Source organism: Anabaena sp. UHCC 0451, assembly GCF_034931405.1.
GTDB lineage: Bacteria > Cyanobacteriota > Cyanobacteriia > Cyanobacteriales > Nostocaceae > RDYJ01.
Genome location: NZ_JAYGHA010000009.1, coordinates 83739 through 104027, shown reverse-complemented (window position 1 = coordinate 104027; position 20289 = coordinate 83739). Strand labels below are relative to the sequence as shown.

Below are 20289 nucleotides of genomic sequence, written 5' to 3'. Positions count from 1 at the left end.
AGTTTTCACAGATTGAAGTAATAGCACAATTAGGGGAATATCAGATACAATCAGCTGATATTCCCTTTACAAATTAAGTTCGAGCAAAGAACCCACCTTGTGTCCAATTCGTTTATTATCTGCTGGAATATCAGATATAATTGGTTGATATTCCTGACTAGAAAATGGAGGAAAATCATCATGCCATTTTGCAGTCAGAGTACATAATAAACGTAGCTGAAGCGGTGCTGGAACTGGGTTAACTTTTTCAACTTGCACTTTGACAAGTTTTTGGATTTTTGTGATTGAGTTTAAAAACATCATCTACAATATACTGGGGACAGTAACCAACAATATAATTATCATTTGTACGTAATAGTAATGCCCGTGAGTGATATGGATTTTGAAAGTCGTGGTTTAAATACAAAAGTTCTTGATTTTGTAATTTATCAATTTTTTCAATAGCCGATTTGGGAAGATATCGCAAACCATGAGCTTTTCCCATTCTCTTTGTAAAAATGATGGCGAAATAATACCGTTTTCGCCATTAAATGTTGCTAGTTCATAATTAGCATGAGGTAGTCCCAATAAATCGCACAATTCAGATAAGTATTCAGCTATAACAATCGTTCATACCCAGATCCCCGACTTCTAAGATCAATTTATCATTTATGGACACAATAAACAAAAGAAGTCGGGGATCTTATCGCCTCACCTGAATTCTTACCAATTCAGATGCAATTTTTTCTGCCCAATCTTCACCTGTGTTTGATCTGGCTTTTTTAAATAGACAGCGCCCCAAATCTGGGTGATAAAACCAAAATTTTTATTTTGTTCCCAAATCCTCAATATCCTGAGAAGCATCTAGGGGAATTTCAATAATGGGAAACTTCTCTGCCATAATTTATTTACAGTGATACAGTTCATACTCATACCCATATATTCCTGGCAACTTTTGCTCATCACGCAGACATTTTTCCACTTCCTGGCTGATGGGAGCATGAAAATTGACCAACCATAAATCAAAAGGTCGTGGTAATTCTTTGATAGTCTGTTCTAAGGCTGTAGTAGAAGTATTGGGGTTTTGACTTTGATGGGCAAGGAGAAATTGAGCATTAACTTGTGAACCAGAGAATTTTAACTCCCAAGCTATACCCATCATTTCCCCAGTTTGGACTAAACTTTTGTGAGTTGTGGCAATGAGAACCGGGACTGAGGAATTTTGTGCAATTATGGGAAGAAATAAATCAGGGCGATAATATTTGCGATAACCCAGATTAAAAGTAACTGTAATAGCACTTATTAATCCCATCACCCAAATCAAGATTACAGCTTGTTTGCCAGTGATACCCCATTTACCAATGTGGGGATTTTGATAACAAACTGCCAGACTTGCACCCAGTATAATTATTACTGCTGGAAAGTAAACAAAACTATAGCGAGCGCCCCTGGTAAGATCGATACCCAGGACATAAGTAAAGAAGAAAAATAGAGCGATCGCTCCTAAAACTACCCCAATAAATACCTGAGTAATAGAACCAATTTCCGGTTCTTGTAATTGAACTTTTATCCCCCTAATTAAAATTGGCACTGCCCAAATAAAGAAAATTAACATCACCAACCCAGACAATATAACCACCGTTAACTGAGGTGCTTCAACTGGGAGTAAAGAAATCATGGTAATCCATGTACCTAAAGCTTGAAAAATGGGGCTAATCCAACCTAGTCCCACACGCTCACCTTTAATCCACTCCGTTAAAGTGCCAATGTAGCGATTTTGTAACCTCCCAGGCAACCACACCAACCCAGCAACAGCCGTACCAGCTACTACATAATAAAGCCGCCACCACAGAGGAGAAAGCAACACCCAAGTTTTTGTTTGAGTTTGTTGTTTCCAAGCTACAAAAATCAAAGCTACAGCTTCAGCGCCAAGAGTGATCACAAAAAAGAAATGAGTAGCAAAACCCAAGGCGTTAACTCCCACCCAAGCAATAATTAACCACAAAGGTAACAATTTTTGCTTTTCCAGGTGACGAATAGCAACTACCAAACAAGCTATCGAAAGCATCACCCAAAGCATAGCCAAGGTATAATGACGGGCTTCTTGTGCTAAGAATACTCCGTAGGGTGAGACTGCCATCATTGCAGCTGCTAATTGTCCTACTAATGGAGAACGAAAAGCTAATTTACCTAAAAAATAAGCACAGGGAATAGAGGCCGCACCCAGTAAAGCCGGAAATGAACGTGCGGCAAACAGGGATACTAAACCGTCTGGGTGGTGAAATAGCCTCATCCACAGATGAACCAGGACAAAATATAGTGGTGGGTGATTATCCTCTGTGAGAAGATTATTAATTACATCTCCTATACCAACCGTAGGATTTATTTGTAATGGTTGTAATAAAATATCAGGGGCGATCGCTTGATCTAAAGGTACTGGTAAAAAACTATTACCCAAACTAAATACTAAAGTCGCAAATTCATCAGTCCACGGAGATTTGGCTGTTAAGTTAGTCAAACGTAAACCCATACCAATGATGAACCAAATCAGCAGCAGTAAAGGATGAAACCAGGGAGCAGAAACGGTAGAGCGCCAGTTATTTTTCACGTCCATCTTGATTGTTTTAATTTTGCTTTAAACAGCGTTCTTGTACTTTAACTACATTTCCTCTCTTTAATAACTCTGATATAGTTACAAATTCATACCCCTGGGGAGTATAAGCTTTCAAAATTTCCTCCACTACCTCTACAGTATTGTGGCGACTAGCATATACTCCTCCTTTTGCTACACCATCAGAATCATGTAAAAGAATGATTGAACCATTATGAAAGTTATTTTCAAATATCTTCATCATCTCTGCGGCAGATTTTCCACGCCAGTCCTGTAAATCCACATCCCAAAAAATAATCGGCTTACTCATCTGTTTTAAAACATTCGTGACAAAAACACCAGCACGACCAAAAGGAGGTCTAAAGTAAACATTTTTGGGTGAAATTAATTGATTAATTAAAATATCTGTTTCGGCAATTTCTTTATAAATAGAAGGTTGGAACTTACTATTTAAATTGTAATGATGCCAGGTATGGTTAGCTATTTCATGTCCATGTTGTTGCAAAGATTGGACAATTTGGGGATACATTTTACTGTGTTTTCCCAATACAAAAAATGTTCCCTGAGCTTGATAATCTGAAAGGGTTTGAGCAATTGCTCTGGTATAGACTGGATGAGGTCCGTCGTCAAATGTCAGTGCTAAAACTTTATCAGGAGTATTGACACAAAATACTGACTCTCCAAATAAGCTGGGAAGTAGGAAACGCTTTGGCCAAGCCAATTCTAAAAAACAGTAAATTGCTATCCCTATCAATAATAGAGGCAATACTTTGGTAAATCTGAATTTCGATGGACGCTGTTTGCCAAAACGCAGCAAAGAAAATCCCTGAGTGAAGGGTTTAACTAAAGGCATTATTACGGATTAAGCAAAAATTTAAACATTGTTACATTGAAAGTATATCAGATTATCAGTAATTTTTTTGTATCCATGATTAGATTTGATACCCCACATTGACAAGCATGGGTTTGTTTTCACTATAACTATTAACTGATACAGTATTGCATCACCACGCCTAAATTCCTAAAGCCGTTCTAATCTTCTCTAAAATTACCTCTACTGGTTCAGCAACATCAACGTAAATAGCTAGGTATGAATATTCGTTATTTGTTTAAGTTGGGTTAAAAAGGGAACAGGGAACAGTGGAAAGAAGGCAAAAGGCAAAAGTTAATATAATATTCTCTCCCTGCTTCCCATTTCCCCATCTCTACTGTCACCTATCACCTGTTATATGTTGGGTTACTCTCCCAGAAGTTGCTTTGGATCTAAACCTGTTAACTGTGCCACTTGTTCTATAGGCATTCCATTATTTAACAAATTTACTGCAACTTGTCTTAATTTATCTTCAGCTTGTTCAGCCCGTTGTTTTTCTTGTTCAGCCCGTTGTTTTTCCTGTTCAGCAAGTTCTAAAGAAGTAGGAAATAACTCACCGATGTTATTTGCCCAGCGTAACCAAGTGGCATCTACAGCCCGATAATTACCCTGCCAACGGACTAAAGTCAAACCTAAAACTGTACTTACTAACTGATTTTTATCATTAAAAGGAATAGGTTCATACACACCACTATTAATGTGAAAACCTGCAAAATCATCTGGGTTAAAAGGATCAAACCAAAAATATTCAGAAACACGCATCTGATTTTGATAAATCAGTTTTTTCTGATTTTTATCATTTTTGGCTGTGCTTTCTGAAAGTAATTCAATTACTACATCTGGTGATTTTCCTTCTTCCCAAACCACCCAAGAAAGACGCTCTTTTTTGGGAACACCTAAGACGGTAAAGAAGTCTGGACCCCGAAAATCCTGATTTTTTAATTGCGCTAAACTGTAGTAGACAAACATATTGCCCCCCACATATCCATCAGTCCTTTGATCTAGCCAAGGCTGAATGGTGTCCATTAAAATATCCAATTGTAATTTATGTCTTTGTGTCTCCATTGGAATACCGTCATCATAAGGAAGTTCTGCCTGGGTGGGTGGCATTTCCACGGTGGTTTCAGTCACAAGTGTTTCTAACATATAGCAATCTGATATGATTACTCAGATCATTCATGTTTCCTGCTGTTTGTTATTTTTATTCAACAAAAACTGCTGATCAAAAATAGGAAGTTTATCCTTGATCTTTGTGGAAACGTGAGGAACAATCTTTGTATTCATGTTAGCATTCTCTTGAGAGAAAGTTTGTGTGTTAATAATTACGCACTTTGATGTGGTTGTTAGCTGATGGTTAAATGCTTAAATTTTCAGTTCTGCTAAACCCAAATAGCGGATACCTTCAGGAGAAATATCAAACCGACAAGGTAAGACTTCTAAACCGAGAGCGATCGCTTGCCGTAACAACTTACCATATATAGGATCTTTAGTGTCACCGGGGGCAAACTCTGGACAATCACCACGATTAATAAAGTACAACATTACCGCACGGCTTTGGGGTAACACTTCCATTAATTCCCGTAAATGCTTTTGTCCTCTTGTGGTTTCTGTGTCAGGAAATAAGGCTAAATTTCCTTGTGTCCAAGTTGTATTTTTAACTTCTAAATAAATCGGACGTTGTTGTTCATTTCCTGTTAAGTAAAAATCTACTCGACTTTTTTTATCTTTTCCATAAACTACTTCACCTTTAACTTGTGTATATTCACTTAATTCAGAGAAAAGATATTTTTCTAAAGCTAATTTGACTACTCGGTTAGGTAAAGCTGTATTTACACCTACCCAAGTCGGTTCTGGTTCGTTTACTTGAATTAACTCCAAAGTATAAGCTAATTTTCGCTGAGGATTATCGCTTTTAGACAACTGTACAGGACTACCAATAGTAGAAACTCCTGTCATTGGTCCTGTATTGGGACAGTGTGCTGTCACAACTTCGCCAGACACAAGTTGAACATCAGCAAAAAAACGTTTGTAGCGTTTGAGTAAAATACCTGAGTATAATTTTGGGTAGCAATAAAGGCAATCAGTCATGATAATTATGTAAATTATGAATAAGAATGAATACTTAGTAAGAATACGATAAAAGCGGTGATGAAGAAGATTAAATTTCTACAAATATTTTGATATTTTTACTATTATAGAAATAGCTAGGAGTATATAAAATACCTATTAAAAAATGTTATGTACATCAAAATTGACTCACAAATGGCTGGTACTGAGTATTATTTACGGTCAATAGAGCGTTTGTTGATAGTAGTTCAAAAGCTATGCTTGGCACGTACTTTAGAAGAGATGACGAAAATTGTGCTATCAGCAGTCCGAGAACTGACTAATTCTGATGGAGCGACGTTTGTATTATTAGATAATGACTTTTCCTATTACGTTGATGAGAATACTATTGCGCCTCTATGGAAAGGTCAGCGATTTCCGAACCATACTGGTATTGATGGTTGGGTGATGCAAAACTGTCAACCAAGTATTATTGAAGACATATTCAATGATCAAAGAATTTCCAGGGCTGTTTATCAAGATACTTATGTGAAAAGTATGGCTATGGTTCCCATCCGTACTGATGAACCAATTGGTGCAATTGGTACTTATTGGTCACAGCAGCATCAAGCGACTACAGAAGAAGTGAAGTTATTGCAATTACTAGCAGATAGTACAGCAATAGCTATGGATAATTTACAGATATATTCTCAATTAGAACAACAATTACGCGATCGCACAACCGCCCTAGAAAAAGCCAACACCTTTCTGCAAAAGGAAATACAAGAACGCAAAGGGATGGAAGCGGAAATCCGCCGTCTCTCCCTGACTGATGAACTCACTGGACTGCATAACCGACGCGGTTTTTTCCTGTTGGCTGAACAGCAATTAAGACTAGCCAAGCGATTGCCTACGGCAGTGCGCGGAGCGCAATCGCAAATTCATACGAGTTTGATGTTCTTTGAACTGAATGGACTTGAAGAAATTAATCATACTTTTGGTAGTGAACTTGGTGAAGACGCTATCCTGGCAATTTCCAGATTACTCAAACATAGTTTCCGCACTTCCGATACTTTAGGGCGGATCAGCGAAGATGAATTTGTAGTGTTAATACAAGGATATGAGCTTGCTTATGAAGTTATACAAGAGCGAGTAGAAACTAATATTGCCCAATTCAATCAGAATCAACATTTACCGTTTCCGATCACGGTGAATATTGGTATCCAGTGCCATAATCCTAGTCAGAATCGTTCATTAGAAGACCTAATTACATTAGCTCATCTTCATATCTATCAAAAAAAATGATGCCCGTGAAAAAATAGCAGTTTCTGTGTAAATATGTCAATTTGACAATTTTTGTATTCAAATTTACTACAGCTTAAAAAGAGTTGCATATAATGGATATTACAGACCTCCCAAGTAAAAAAAAATCTGGGCGGACTTAAAAATGCAAGGAGAAAAGTCCTATGCAACAAGTCTCTTATGTCACAAAGTTAGAATATGCTTTTTTGTTTACCCTCAGAAAAGTAAATTCGATTAATACTCAAGGTTTCCAGCCATTTTTTCAGAACTTACCTCTTGATCCTTATATACAGGGCAAATATCGCTCTCGGAGGTTATCAAGAGTGATGATTTCTGAGGATAAGTTGGTGAAACTCCCACACGGTTATCTATTTCAAAGCCGCGAATATAATCCTTTATTGGGTGATATTAAAAGAGAGTTTGCAGAATTAGAAGATGGACTGATAGAACTGGAAATTTTCAAAAATTTGGTATTAGCATTTATTGATTCTTGCAAACTGCATCCAGAAGCAGAAATTGCTATTCATCAAATTAGAACCACCTGTTCACCAGGTCATTTAGGAAATCCTGCACCTGAAGGTATTCATCAAGATGGAACTGATTTCATTGGTATATTTTCTGTAGGTAGAGACAATATTCAAGGTGGAGAAACACATTTATATACTGCTAAAAAAGAGAAGCCTGTTTTTAACAAAATTCTCCAACCAGGAGAATTAGTAGTAGTTAATGATCATGATTTTTTTCACTTTACAACTCCCATTAAACCAGAAAATCTCGCACCAGGAACTAGAGATGTTTTTGTGCTGACTTGTCCTAGTTTAATTTCAGAATAGAGGTTTGTGTTAGCTAACAATCAGATCCCCGATTTCTTCAAGAAGTCGGGGATTTCAGAATTTCGGATCAAGGATGGCCTATAATATAGAAATTCCCATTCAAATGAGATCCAAGGAATATTAATTAATTAAACGCAGATGGACGCAGATAAACGCAGATGATTTTGTACTTTATTAGACTAGGAAATGCTATAGACTTTTCATAAAATGTTTATAGAATTAACTTGGTGATCTACAATAAAAAATTATGACTTCAGAATTTTACAATCGCGGATTAGAAAAAGCGAAACAAAAAGACTATCCTGGTGCTATTGAAGATTTTAACCAAGCCATACAGCTAGACCCTTACCTTAGTGCAGCTTATCTGGAACGAGGTTTAGCATATTACAAATCTGATGCTATTCTCCAAGCAGTTTCTGATTATACTGAAGCTATTAAACTGGATTGGGAAAACGCCAAAGCTTATTATTGTCGGGCTTTAGCAAGGTTAACTTTAAAAAATCTTCCTGGTTGTTTAGAAGATGTAGAAAAAGCGATTCAGTTCAATCTGCATGATGCTGCTGCTTATAACTTACGGGGGATAGTGCAACGCAAACAGGGAAATATTCAAAATGCGATCGCTAATTTTAAAAAAGCCGCAGCATTATATTTAGCACAAAAAGATAAAGAAAATGCTCGTCTTTGTTTAGAGAAGATTGAACAGCTACAACCAAAAGCAGAAGCTAAAGCAAATCCAGTTAATTCAAAAGCCGCACCGATTATATCTACTAAAAATTATTTCACTCAATTATTAGAAAAGGCAGAAAAAGGCGATACAAAAGAAGCGATCACTGATTTAAATTGGATTTTAAAAGCTGATTTTCAAGATGCCCAAGCTTATTGTTGTCGTGGTGTAGTATATTGTAAAATGGGTAATTATCGAGATGCGATCGCTGATTTTAACCAAGCCCTACAATTAAACTTTGAAGATGCTATTGTTTATCGCAATCGCGGCAAAGCCCGTTCTCAAATAGGAGACTATCAAGGGGCTTTAGCTGATATTAATCAAGCCTTAAAAATGCAACCTCAAGATAATTTAGTATATGTTGCTAGGGGTAATATATATCAAGCAATGGGCAATTATTTAGCAGCAATTCAAGATTATTCCCAAGCAATACAAATTAATCCTGAACATCCATTAGCGTACTATAATCGTGGTATTGCCCATACTTGTTTAGAAGAAATGTCAAATGCTGTAGGTGATTATCAACAAGCAGCTAGTATTTATTGTGAACAAGAAGATTGGGAAAATTATCAACAAGTATTAAATAGCTTACAAAAAATCCAGTCATCTATTCCAGAAACAAATAAAGCTACCCATAACCTATTACGTCAACGACTATTACGCATGGTTGGAGGACATTGGGAAATAGCCCAAAGATTAATTAAGCAAAAGCAAGATTTTTATCCAGGAATGTCGGAAGAGTGGTATTTACAAACAGTAATCGATGATTTAGAAAGAGATCGGCGTTAAACAGAAAAATTATCAATTATATTACTGTAAAAAACGCCAAATCTTAATTTCTTTATCTTCTCCAGTTGTAGGGTGCGTCAGACTGCATAAATCCTGCAAATAAACAGATTATTAATATCTGACGCACCCTACCAATGTGCCAGTTGTGTAAGTCCTTAATTACTGTAAAAAACGCCAAATCTTAATTTCTTTATCTTCTCCAGCACTGACTAAAGTTTTACCATCAGCACTAAAAACCAGAGAAGTGACTGTGTTGGTATGTCCAGTTACCGTAGAAATTTTTTCACCTGTAGCCACATTCCATAATTTAATATTAGGATTAATAGCGTGGTTACATTCGGTACAATCTCGATTACCACTAACAAGAGTTTTACCATCGGGACTAAAAGCTAAAGATGTGACATTATTATCTTGTTTTACAACAGTGCGAATCTCTGCTTTTTGATTGATATTCCACAATTTAAGTTGGCGATCGCGACTAGCACTAGCAAGAATTTTTCCATCTGGGCTAAAAGCCAGAGATATCACAGTTTGTGTATTGGGAGTTAATGAACTAATTGGTTTTTCTTGTGTGATCTTCCACAGTTTAATTGTCTTATCAAAACTACCACTTGCTAAGGTGACACCATCAGGACTGATAGCAAGAGAACGTACCCAGTCAGTATGACCTATGAGAGTGCGGATTAACTTTCCTGTAGCTAAATTCCAAACTTTAATAGTTTTATCATCACTACCACTTACCAAAGTTTTTCCATCCTTACTAATAGCCACAGCATGAACTGAATCAGTATGACTAATTAGGGTATAAATCAATTTTCTTGTACTTAAATTCCAAACTTTAATTGTATAGTCATCACTACCACTAACCAGAATTTTACCATCAGCACTCACAGCTACCACATTGACATTTTGTGTATGCCCTGTTAGGGTAGTGATTTCTTGACCCGTGGCAATATTCCATAATTTAATGACCCGATTACCACTACTAATAATAGTTTGAGATTCTGGGGTAATAGCAACAGATGCAACCGATTTATTTGGTTCGGAAATAGTCTTTACTAAAGCAATTTTATCTAAAGATTTTTGTGATGCTTCATTGATAACATCATCACTATTAGCTGTATTATTTTGTGGTGGACTCAAACGAGAAGAAATAGCCGTTTGTATTTGGTGAAAGTGTCTATAACCAAATTCTCCCAAACCTAAAAATGTAATTATCCCGATTATAAAAGATAAATTTCTCAGAAAAATATTTTTTTTAGGATAAATATCTGTTTTTTTAGGTGGTGTTGCTAAACATGAATTACTAGCTGGTGCGAGAAGATGTGTATACTGTTTACTCAAATCTCTAATCACTTCATCAGCTGATTGATAACGATTTTGAATATCTATTTGTAACAACTTATCAATAATGATTGCTAGTTCATGACTGAGAGGAGAACGTAAATAATCTTGCCAACTTTTTACCCAACTATAACCATGTTCCATCCATAGTTGAAAAGGAGAAATTCCCGTTAACAAATGAAAGCAAGTAGCACCTAAACTAAATAAATCACTAGCTGGATAAGCCTTACCATCTCTAATTTGTTCAATGGAAGAATAACCATGTGAACCAATTGAAGTGCCATTTTTCCTTTGCACTCTTGCTGTTAATTGCTTAGAAGAACCAAAATCAATCAGTGTTAATCTGCCATCATTTTTACGTCGGATAATATTTTCTGGTTTAATATCTCGATGAATAACTCCTCGACTATGAATAAACTTGAGAATAGGTAATAAATCCAGTAAAATAGATTGAATATCCCAATCTCTATAGTTTTTTCTTAATTGCAATTCTTTTAATAAATTATGTCCATCAATAAACTGTTGTACTAAATACAAACAATCATTTTGTTCAAAATAAGCTAATAGAGTGGGAATTTGTGGATGTTCTCCCAGTTCTTGAAGTCGCTTTGCTTCTTCACTAAACAACTCCATTGCCTTTTTTTGTGACCAAGTTCCTTGAAATTTTGGTGCTAATTGTTTAATGACACAACAGTCATTTAATTTGTCTGTATCTTCTGATAAATATGTTCGGCCAAATCCCCCTTCATCTGACAGCAAGCTGATCACACGGAAACGATTTCTTAAAAGTGGAACTAATGGTGTTTGACAATTTTGACAAAACTCTTTTTCATCGGGATTTTCCGGTTTTTGGCAATCAGGATTTAAGCAACATATCATGATTTATAAGAGTGACTGCATGATAAATAATGCATAATAATTCGGAAGTTAGGAATAAAATTCCTTGATACTTGATTTTGGTGGCAATTTTTTACTTCCTTGACCGACAGTTTGCTCTCATTATCTTCTGATTATACAGCAGCTTAAATTGAAAATCAGGCCAAATTGCCACGACAATATTTGATGGATATGTGAATGAGTTCTCAATCAATAATATTCATCAAAATTATATGATTATCTTGGCTGAAAATTAAAACCTCACTTTTGTGATCAAGACTACTAAAATTAAGTAATTAATCATCCATCATCCAATCAAAGACTAATATGTTTGAAATGCCTTAAACCACTTATTCAAAACTGTATTAATAGTTTGCTTAATTTGATGCTTACGATTCCATTTCTGGAAAGCCGCTTCATAGTCTTCACCTTTACTTTGAAAAGTATTCCAGATATCAAGGACAACTACTAATCCACAAAATAGTAAAATGTATAGTGACCAAGAAATGTCAGCACCACCAACGAAATCTACTAACATAAAAAAACTATTGACAATTGCAAAATTACCCAAACGTTTTTTCAATTTACCTTGACGGTAAAGGTCAAAAGCTTGACGTTGTTGGACTTCGCTTTGTGCGGCTATCCAGTCAAATTCTGCCTGTTTAACTGCTTCTGGTGAAATTTGTAACTCAGCAGCAATTTCGATAATTTGTTGATAGGAAAATTCTTGATTACCATCATCAGTTTGACGAGCGATCGCCAGTTGTAAAATTTGCTGCACTTCTTCTTGACTATAAGAACGTAGGCTGTTAGATTCAAATGCTGTCATAATTTTTGCTCTGAATAATAATTTTAATAGAGAACTACACCACTATCAGCAATTTTTGCACTACTCCTAGACTAGCAAATCTAGATGAGTCCGGCGATAGAGATTTTTGGTAATTGGTGATGGGGTTATTCACCTTCCCATCTACCCAGTCCCTAATCACTTCTAAACTTGAGGAAGTTATAAAAACACTCGAAATATCTGCTGCTGACTAGAATTTAGCAGCGCATAATGGCTAAAGAAGTTGCAGCATAAGGAAAAATCTCCCATGATAGAAGATAACGGTTCAGTTCGCACTCTATCAATAGATATTGGTGGTAGTGGTGTTAAAGCTATAGTTTTGGATATCACTGGTAAGCCATTAACAGAACGGGGGAGATTAGAAACACCCCACCCAGCAACACCGGAGGTAGTCATTAATGCCATTAATGTATTAGCCACATCACAAGGAGAGTATCATCGGGTTTCTGTCGGTTTTCCCGGTGTGGTTCGCTGTGGAGTCACAGAAACAGCAGCAAACTTGGATGATAATTGGATTGGTTTTGATTTAGCAACAGCATTATCTGAGATGCTACATAAACCTGTAAAAATAATTAATGATGCGGATATGCAAGGATTAGGGGCAATTGCAGGTAAAGGCGTGGAATTAGTAATTACCTTGGGTACTGGTTTTGGTTCGGCTTTGTTTGTAGATGGGAAATTGGTTCCTAATATGGAAATGGGACATCATCAGTTTCGTCAAGGAAAAACCTATGAAGAACAGCTGGGACGTGCTGCACTGGAAAAAATAGGGCAGAAGAAATGGAATAAGCGATTACAAAAAGCGATCGCTTCTTTACAAAGTTTGTTTAATTATGATTGTCTTTATCTCGGTGGTGGTGAAGCCGTGCGCGTGAATATGAATTTACCCTTAAATGTGAAGCTGATTCCCAATATCACCGGTTTATTAGGTGGAATCGCTTTGTGGCAAGAATGAAGTGACAGATGGGGAAGCAGGAGTAGCAGTGGAGAAATATGATCTTTACTTTCAATTTTGCTTTCTGCTTTCTGCCTTCTGCCTACTCATTTAATCCAAAAATTTAGGACGTTGCTGTTGATTGAACTTGAGCTTTTGTTCCAACAGTTCCCAGTCTTCTTGTTCAATGATGTGAATAAAAGTATCGAGGTTTTGACGATATTGGTGTAAGGAACTGATCAAGGCTTGATGATTATATTGTGCCATCATGACCCCTAACTCTGGATTACCAGCACCAACGCGGCTGGTATCCCGAAAACCTGAACTAGCTAAGTTTTGGGCTAATTGAAAAATTTCTGGATCTGATTCACTTAAACAAGCAGCCATCAAAGAGGCGCTGACTATGACCGGTAAATGGGAAATCCAACTTACAGCACGGTCATGTTTTTCTGGCTGACAATGGTAGATAATAGAACCAAGCGATCGCACAATTTCCTCTAGGACTGTAATGGCGCTAGTTGGCGTTGTTTCTGTTGGTGTGAGTACATAAGGCCGATTCACAAACAAATTTCGTTGTGCAGCCTCTATACCCACATCTGTGTTTCCCGCCATTGGATGACCACCAACAAAATTAGGCCATAGAGGAGAAATTGCATTTACTATAGGTGTTTTTACTGAACCTACATCAGTCACAATAGTAGTCTCAGGCAAATGAGCAACTAACTGTTCAACTTGAGGCACAATAAGTCCTATGGGGGTGCAAATAAACACAACTTCAGCAGCTGCCAACAAACTCAAATCAACTGAGGCTTGATCAACACTGCCGATGTCAATAGCTTTGTGACAGGTTGATTCACGGCGGCTAACTCCTAAAACATAATGTCCTTGGGAGCGTAAATCAAAACCTAACGAACCGCCGATTAGTCCCAGTCCTAAAATACCAATTTTCATTTTTACCCTTGACAACTAAACTTTGAAATATTATCTGCATACTTTACCAACTAATAAAGTTGGCATCCGAGAGGTAGATTCATGACTATAGAGGAATTACTAGAAAAATATGCAACGGGAGTCTTAGATTTTAGTGGCGCTGAGTTGGCTGAAGTCAACTTGAGTGGCACTAAACTGAGTGGCGTTAATCTCAGCGATGCCAATTTGAGCGTAGCTAATCTGAGCGGCATAAATCTTAGCGACGCTAATTTGAGTTACGCCAAGCTCAATGTAGCTAGACTCAGTGGGGCAAATCTGTCTGGGGCAATTCTCAACAACTGTAGTCTCAACGTTGCTAATTTAATTCGTGCGGATCTAACTCGTAGTCAACTGCGCCAAGCTTCCTTCATTCGCGCTGAGTTAATTCGCACTGATTTTAGCCGCGCTGATATGTGTGAAGCCAACTTTAACAGTGCCGACTTGCGAGAAGCTACACTGCGACAGGGTAATCTGCGGCGAGCTAATTTCAACGAAGCTAACTTAAGAGGTTCTTCTCTGAGGGAAGCCAACTTAGAAATGGCTAACTTCAGTGCCGCTGATATGACTTCTGCCGACCTCAGTGGCGCAAATTTACGAGACAGCGAACTCCGACAAGCCAATCTGTGTATGGCTAATCTCAGTGGAGCCGATTTAAGTGGGGCAAATTTGCGCTGGGCAGATTTAAGAGGAGCAAATTTAATTTGGGCAGACCTAAGTGGAGCCAAGCTAAGTGGAGCTAATTTAACGGGTGCAGACTTAACTAATGCCAATTTAACTAACTCTAGTTTAGTACACGCTAATTTAACTCAGTCGAAATTAATTAAAGTTGAATGGATGGGTGCTGACTTAACGGGAGCGACCTTAACTGGTGCTAAACTTTATGCTACCCCCAGATTTGGGCTAAAAATTGAAGGGATCAAATGTGAATGGGTTGATCTTTCACCCACAGGCGATCGCACCATCATCCAAAATTTCCATGGCGAAGAACTACGGGACTTTTTTAATGCTACTCCACCCACAATTCGCATTATTGTAGACCTACCTTTAGAATATGAAGCCAACTTTGTCCTAGCTGGTACTTATTACCAAATTGCTCAAGAATACGATGGACTTATCCAGCCTCCCAGCCTAGAAATCAGTAACCGTCGGACTGTCTTCACATTTAGAGTAGATAATGATGAAATTTTACTAGCAACAGCTTTTATGGCAATTCTTCCTTTTAAAGATGCCACAGCCACACAAAAAATTATTTACACTATGGTAGACATAATCTGTGAAGAAATCACGCATAACCATAGTTTAAAATCATCTATATTGGCAGAAAAATTAATGTTATTCCTAGAGAAAGCTGTCAATAAATCTAAAACCATTAAACAAACGAAAAAAAATCTAGAAGTAGCAGCAAAACTAAAGTTTTTTAAAGCGCCCACCCAAACAATCATCACTAATTCTAGCGCCCAATGTTTGACCATCTATGATCATCCTAACTTTGGCAAGCGATTTGTCAATCGGTTTCCTAGTAATTCTGATGATGATATATCGGAAGAATCAGAATATATTATGCCTTCGGTAAAGATGATCATGGATTTTATTCAAGGTTTTTACGTTATTAGTCAGTAGTGCTTGGTCATTAATAACTCACAAAATTACCGGAGAAGAAAAATGAGCAATTTATTTAATAAAATGATGGGTAAAACTCGCTATGTAGTTTGCCGTCTATTTCTGCATTTGGCAGGAAGTGAAGTAGCACCAATTTTAGGAGTTTTAAACCGCGCCGCCAGAGCAGCAATTGATGCTGATGGCGATTTAGAAATTTTGGGAGGAGAGTTAGTAGAAATTTGCGAAACCCTACTTAGGTATGATGAATACTGGCTTTCAGCAGCTAACGAAGGTGATGTCTTTTGGGATGAAGGAGAAGCGGGAGATTATGTAAATGAATTATTTACCGACTCAGCCCAAAGATATGGTGCTGAAGCTGATTTTAGTTCTGCCTCCAGTTCCGATCAATCTTTCTCTATTCCTGTAACCCGCAACGTAGTGGTGATGTTGACAGTGGCTTATGAAGGAGAAGTTCCAGAATTAGAATCTGACCTTTCTAACATCCAAGCATTAAAAGCAGGATTGAAGGCCGTGATCAATTTACACCAAAAACATAAACTCCGAGCTATCCAAGTGCATTTTTCACCAGCCCAGCTAGGAGACGAATTGACTAACGATCAATTATTACAGTATTTCCCGGAATTGATCCCATTGTAATTTGTTGGTTAGTCTGTAGTTATCACAATTACCATCGGCAATGATGGCTAACAAAACAAATTAGGAAAATCAGGCAATGATCAAAACTATAGTCCGTAAATTTACAATCGCTTGTTTAGCCCTGAGTTTGTGCTTGACAACCGTCGCTTGTGGAGGTGGAAACCAAACTACATCTTCTACTCCAAGTGGTAGCCAAAGTGCTACCCCTACCAAGTTGAATGATGGACAGTATCCAGTACAACAAGCCAGTTACAACGATGCCAACGGTGAGTATACCCTGTTTTTACTCGGTAGTCAGCCGCCAACATTTAGCACTGAAAAGCTACAAATGGCGCGGCTGACAGATGAAGAAATCAAAGAGGGCAAAAAAAGTTACCTGAAGGTAGAAAATGGCCAACCAGCTTTATACCTGACAGAAGACTTTAAACTTGAGTACGTTCATAACGTCACCGAGACAAAAACCAATCCCCAAACGGGACAACAAGAAACCGTGGTTGTGCGTCGAGAATCTAACTTCTGGACACCTTTTGCAGCGTCTTTAGCTGGTAATGTGGCAGGTCAAGCTATTGGTAGTCTCTTATTTAGACCTCAATACTACGTTCCCCCCGTTTATCAGCCCGGTGGGATTATGAGGGGCTATGGTGGCTATGGTTCTAGCTATGATTCAGCGGTTTCCAGCTACCGTTCTCGCTACAATGAACCACCCGCAGCGGTAAGAAATCGGACTGCTTTCCGCACTACAGGGTCGATTAAATCATCTGGAAATTCAACTCGTACGACACCCAGGACAAATACAAGTGGTCGGGCGACTGGTTCTGGTTTTGGTAGCAGTAACCTTCGTCCTTCCGGTAACTCCAGCAATACACGCCGTAATTCTGGTAGTGGTTTTGGTAGTGGTGGACGTTCTTCTGGAAGCCGTTCTTCTGGTTTTGGTAGCAGAGGGAGAAGAAGGTAATTTACAGGAGTCAGTACCCAGATCCCCGACTTCTGGGAGAAGTCTGGGATCTATCTGAGAATTACACTGCTACTACTGCGGGTTTTGGCCAACGACCTACGGCTTTACCAATAACTGCTAATTCTGACATTAATTTATCAAATTTGTCCGGCGTTAAAGATTGGGGTCCATCAGATAAGGCTTTAGCCGGATTGGGGTGGACTTCAATCATGAGAGAATCTGTACCAGCGGCGATCGCCGCCATCGCCATAGAAGGTACAAATTCAGACCAACCGACACCATGACTGGGATCAATCATAATGGGTAGGTGAGTTAGCTTTCTTAACACAGGCACAACCGACAAATCTAGAGTATTGCGCGTATACTGTCGGTCAAAAGTTCTAATTCCCCGTTCACACAAAATCACATTGGGATTACCCGCCGCCAAAATATACTCAGCCGCCATCAACCAATCTTCAATTGTCGCCGCCATCCCCCTTTTTAACAGCACTGGTTTTGATTGCGCTCCCACCTTCTTTAACAGCGAGAAATTCTGCATATTTCTCGCTCCCACCTGAATCACATCCGCAACTTCTGCAATTTTATCCAAGTCCTCAGCATCCATCACTTCCGTAATAATACCGAGTCCGCTGACTGCTCTGGCTGTGGCTAACAATTGCAAAGCACTTTCACCGTGACCTTGAAAAGCATAAGGTGAAGTCCGGGGTTTATACGCCCCACCCCGTAAAAATTTAGCACCAGCAGCCTTAACTCGCCGCGCAGTCTCCACAATCATGGCTTCATTTTCCACTGAGCATGGTCCAGCCACAACTACTAAAGGATGATGTTCACCAAACACCACATCCCCATCTGGAGTATTCACCACCACTTCATAAGCTTCTCCGTGGCGGAACTGACGACTAGCTCGTTTATAGGGTACTTCCACCCGCAAAACTTGCTCAATCCATTGACTGAGTTCCTGAATTTGGAGCGGGTCTAAATCCGCAGTTTCACCTACTAAACCTATGACTACTTTATGCTGTCCAATAATTTTTTCTGGTGTTAAACCCCAGGCTGCTAACTCTTCAGTTAAACGGTCTATTTCCACCTGTGGGGAACCGACTTTCATGACAACAATCATTTTAAAATCCCTGTATTTTTGAGTAAACTTTGAGTAAAATATTTACCGACTCAGGAATGTTGACTTGATTTTTACCTACGGAAATTACTAAATAATTAAGCTAGAAAAAGCTAGAAAATATAGAAAAAATGTAGCGCCAGGTACTTTTGCTGAATATTGGGTATAAATTAGACAAAATTTATTCGTCAATTTAGCCAATATTGCAGTTATCTAAAGATACCTGAGCGCCGCTGATCAGACGTTCTTTTTGCGTGTTTCACGCCAAACTTCTGCCATCCTTCCCCAATTGGTAGCAAATTCACCCAAACCTATTAAAGTTCCAGGGCTGTCTTCATCCCAAGAGGCAGAAAGAACACCATAAGTTATGCCTAAAACGCCGATACCAAATAATCCCATGTTCACCAATAACACAGCGATAGGAGGCAATTGAACATGGGCATAGCTGACCAGCAAATAGCTGGCCACCAGAGTAGTAATACCTAAAGATGTAGGTATACCACAAAATGCAGCGACTCTGCGGATCATCCGCTGGCTGACCACTTCAGGAATCGCCATTTCTTCTTTAGTGAATGGTGGCTGCTTTTGCGACTTTTGACTAGGTTCTTGTGTCTTGACTACCTGTTGAATTTTAGCTTTTACAGGTTTTTGCCGCTTTTTGTTTGGCTCAAAAGGTAAGCGACTGCGTTCTGATTCTTCAGCAGACATAAGCTGTAAGTCCTAACCACGAATACCCAGACGAGAAATTAGAGCTTGATATTTTTCCCGACTGTTCTGTTGGATATAACCTAGAAGGCGCTTACGTTGTCCGATCATTTTCAATAGTCCTCTGCGGGACGAATGATCTTTTTTGTTAGCTTGGAGGTGTTGGCTGAGGCGGTTAATCCGATCAGTCAACATAGCAATTTGGACATCCGCCGAACCAGTATCGGTTTCATGTACTTGGAAGCCAGAAATGAGTTCTTGTTTGCGCTGTTGCGTCAGAGCCATAATCTACGAAATTTATATTTTTCTAAATGTATACAGAAGTGCTATGCAAAAACTGACCAAACTTTTTTTAAGCTAGTCATTCAACTAAAGAAAACTTTAGAGGGTTTGCTTCTTGCTTCAACCAAGGGAGTTAGCTCTTTCTTATCCACAAGCGTAAATTCGGGTGTAGCTCACCCTATCTATTTTTTGAACGTCTTTTATAATATCACAGCTATCAAGCTGTTGGGTAAAATACCTGCAATTGGGGCTTTGCAGACGCTTTAGGCTTTTAGTAGCTGGACAAAACCCTAATCAGAAATGTATATTGCCGGGAAGCAGGATGAAGGAAGCTTGCTTGATCAGCTTTTTAACCTTTTTTTGCCGAATAGTTATTTGTACCTTGTGGCTGTAGAAATTGTAATTTCTGGAATTTACACAATCAAATTTGTGGAAATTATTACACCACTAGGTGCAAGCATTATTTGTGATGGATTTTTGTTTTTGTCCGTGTTGCTTGCTGTCGGTGTATTTTGAACTATACGATTATTTACTATGTCCCCCCAAAAAAAAGAACCAAAGTGTTTATTCAAGCTTATAATGATGCTAATTTTCAAGAAGAATTAAATTATGTTAAAAATTCTGCGGGAATTGCTATTAGTGATCAACAATTTCATCGGTTAAAAGAATTAGTAGATAACCCTGATATCAAGAGTATTTTAATTTTTCCTGGTTCTGGAAAACCAGAAGAGACAGCTGCTAATGTAAGTAGGTTAATTCAGAAAAAATAATACAGGTGCCAATAGTTTCTGTAAATTTACAGGTGATATTTAATTTTTAATTCTAATTAATTTAGATAGCTATAGGGAT

The 20289-nt window shown here is 38.2% G+C and carries 20 protein-coding genes; 8 read left to right on the top strand and 12 right to left on the bottom strand.

The annotated features are described in order from the left end of the window. Nucleotides 1–66: 66 nt before the first annotated feature. The 6 genes from VB694_RS08430 to sfsA all read right to left on the bottom strand — a co-directional run bounded on the left by VB694_RS08430 (nt 67) and on the right by sfsA (nt 5549). Nucleotides 67–303 (bottom strand): hypothetical protein, encoded by a 237-nt coding sequence (locus VB694_RS08430; RefSeq protein WP_323359912.1) that lies wholly within the window; start codon nt 301–303, stop codon nt 67–69. After that, complete coding sequence (locus VB694_RS08425; protein WP_323359862.1) at nt 248–484, bottom strand: HIRAN domain-containing protein; 237 nt, start codon at nt 482–484, stop codon at nt 248–250. The genes VB694_RS08430 and VB694_RS08425 overlap by 56 nt, the downstream gene beginning before the upstream one ends. A 399-nt stretch (nt 485–883) precedes the next feature. Continuing rightward, nucleotides 884–2593 carry a glycosyltransferase family 39 protein gene (locus VB694_RS08420; protein ID WP_323359861.1) on the bottom strand — a complete coding sequence of 570 codons (1710 nt, stop codon included), beginning with the start codon at nt 2591–2593 and terminating at the stop codon, nt 884–886. Nucleotides 2594–2603: 10 nt separating this feature from the next. Beyond that, nucleotides 2604–3443, bottom strand: coding sequence for a polysaccharide deacetylase family protein (locus tag VB694_RS08415; protein ID WP_323359860.1), 840 nt, complete (start codon nt 3441–3443; stop codon nt 2604–2606). A gap of 384 nt (nt 3444–3827) precedes the next feature. Next, nucleotides 3828–4607 carry a Uma2 family endonuclease gene (locus tag VB694_RS08410; protein ID WP_323359859.1) on the bottom strand — a complete coding sequence of 260 codons (780 nt, stop codon included), beginning with the start codon at nt 4605–4607 and terminating at the stop codon, nt 3828–3830. Nucleotides 4608–4823: 216 nt separating this feature from the next. Continuing rightward, nucleotides 4824–5549 carry a DNA/RNA nuclease SfsA gene (gene sfsA, locus VB694_RS08405; protein ID WP_323359858.1) on the bottom strand — a complete coding sequence of 242 codons (726 nt, stop codon included), beginning with the start codon at nt 5547–5549 and terminating at the stop codon, nt 4824–4826. Nucleotides 5550–5699: 150 nt separating this feature from the next. Here sfsA and VB694_RS08400 point away from each other — a divergent pair, with 150 nt between their 5' ends. From VB694_RS08400 to VB694_RS08390, 3 genes are all read left to right on the top strand, one after another. Beyond that, nucleotides 5700–6812 carry a diguanylate cyclase domain-containing protein gene (locus VB694_RS08400; protein WP_323359857.1) on the top strand — a complete coding sequence of 371 codons (1113 nt, stop codon included), beginning with the start codon at nt 5700–5702 and terminating at the stop codon, nt 6810–6812. Nucleotides 6813–6973: 161 nt separating this feature from the next. Further along, nucleotides 6974–7642, top strand: coding sequence for a 2OG-Fe dioxygenase family protein (locus VB694_RS08395; protein ID WP_323359856.1), 669 nt, complete (start codon nt 6974–6976; stop codon nt 7640–7642). 247 nt (nt 7643–7889) lie between these two features. Continuing rightward, entirely contained in the window at nt 7890–9155 is a 1266-nt protein-coding gene (locus tag VB694_RS08390; RefSeq protein WP_323359855.1) for a tetratricopeptide repeat protein, read from the top strand. A 159-nt stretch (nt 9156–9314) separates the two neighbouring features. Here VB694_RS08390 and VB694_RS08385 read toward each other — a convergent pair whose 3' ends face one another. Both VB694_RS08385 and VB694_RS08380 read right to left on the bottom strand, forming a co-directional pair. After that, the gene (locus VB694_RS08385; RefSeq protein WP_323359854.1) at nt 9315–11378 is read right to left on the bottom strand and encodes a serine/threonine-protein kinase; all 2064 of its coding nucleotides are present in this window, start codon (nt 11376–11378) and stop codon (nt 9315–9317) included. Nucleotides 11379–11697: 319 nt separating this feature from the next. Then, nucleotides 11698–12204, bottom strand: a complete 507-nt coding sequence (locus tag VB694_RS08380; RefSeq protein WP_323359853.1) for a 2TM domain-containing protein — start codon at nt 12202–12204, stop codon at nt 11698–11700. A gap of 265 nt (nt 12205–12469) precedes the next feature. Here VB694_RS08380 and VB694_RS08375 point away from each other — a divergent pair, with 265 nt between their 5' ends. Continuing rightward, nucleotides 12470–13177 carry an ROK family protein gene (locus tag VB694_RS08375; RefSeq protein WP_323359852.1) on the top strand — a complete coding sequence of 236 codons (708 nt, stop codon included), beginning with the start codon at nt 12470–12472 and terminating at the stop codon, nt 13175–13177. 90 nt (nt 13178–13267) lie between these two features. Here VB694_RS08375 and VB694_RS08370 read toward each other — a convergent pair whose 3' ends face one another. Then, nucleotides 13268–14107, bottom strand: a complete 840-nt coding sequence (locus tag VB694_RS08370; protein ID WP_323359851.1) for a prephenate/arogenate dehydrogenase — start codon at nt 14105–14107, stop codon at nt 13268–13270. An 81-nt stretch (nt 14108–14188) separates the two neighbouring features. On the opposite strand from VB694_RS08370, the gene VB694_RS08365 reads away from it, so the two are divergent. The 3 genes from VB694_RS08365 to VB694_RS08355 all read left to right on the top strand — a co-directional run bounded on the left by VB694_RS08365 (nt 14189) and on the right by VB694_RS08355 (nt 17336). Continuing rightward, nucleotides 14189–15745, top strand: a complete 1557-nt coding sequence (locus VB694_RS08365) for a pentapeptide repeat-containing protein (RefSeq protein ID WP_323359850.1) — start codon at nt 14189–14191, stop codon at nt 15743–15745. Nucleotides 15746–15787: 42 nt separating this feature from the next. Next, complete coding sequence (locus tag VB694_RS08360) at nt 15788–16381, top strand: DUF1517 domain-containing protein (protein ID WP_323359849.1); 594 nt, start codon at nt 15788–15790, stop codon at nt 16379–16381. Nucleotides 16382–16457: 76 nt separating this feature from the next. Beyond that, nucleotides 16458–17336, top strand: coding sequence for a hypothetical protein (locus tag VB694_RS08355; protein ID WP_323359848.1), 879 nt, complete (start codon nt 16458–16460; stop codon nt 17334–17336). Nucleotides 17337–17397: 61 nt separating this feature from the next. Here VB694_RS08355 and aroF read toward each other — a convergent pair whose 3' ends face one another. The 3 genes from aroF to rpsO form a co-directional block, all read right to left on the bottom strand. After that, nucleotides 17398–18456 carry a 3-deoxy-7-phosphoheptulonate synthase gene (gene aroF, locus VB694_RS08350; protein ID WP_323359847.1) on the bottom strand — a complete coding sequence of 353 codons (1059 nt, stop codon included), beginning with the start codon at nt 18454–18456 and terminating at the stop codon, nt 17398–17400. 234 nt (nt 18457–18690) lie between these two features. Then, entirely contained in the window at nt 18691–19161 is a 471-nt protein-coding gene (locus VB694_RS08345; protein WP_323359846.1) for a PAM68 family protein, read from the bottom strand. A gap of 12 nt (nt 19162–19173) precedes the next feature. Continuing rightward, a complete protein-coding gene (gene rpsO, locus VB694_RS08340; RefSeq protein ID WP_323359845.1) occupies nt 19174–19443 on the bottom strand; it encodes a 30S ribosomal protein S15 in 270 nt (89 codons plus the stop codon). A 557-nt stretch (nt 19444–20000) separates the two neighbouring features. Between rpsO and VB694_RS08335 the strand changes: the two genes are divergently transcribed. Continuing rightward, complete coding sequence (locus tag VB694_RS08335) at nt 20001–20210, top strand: hypothetical protein (RefSeq protein WP_323359844.1); 210 nt, start codon at nt 20001–20003, stop codon at nt 20208–20210. Nucleotides 20211–20289 lie beyond the last annotated feature (79 nt).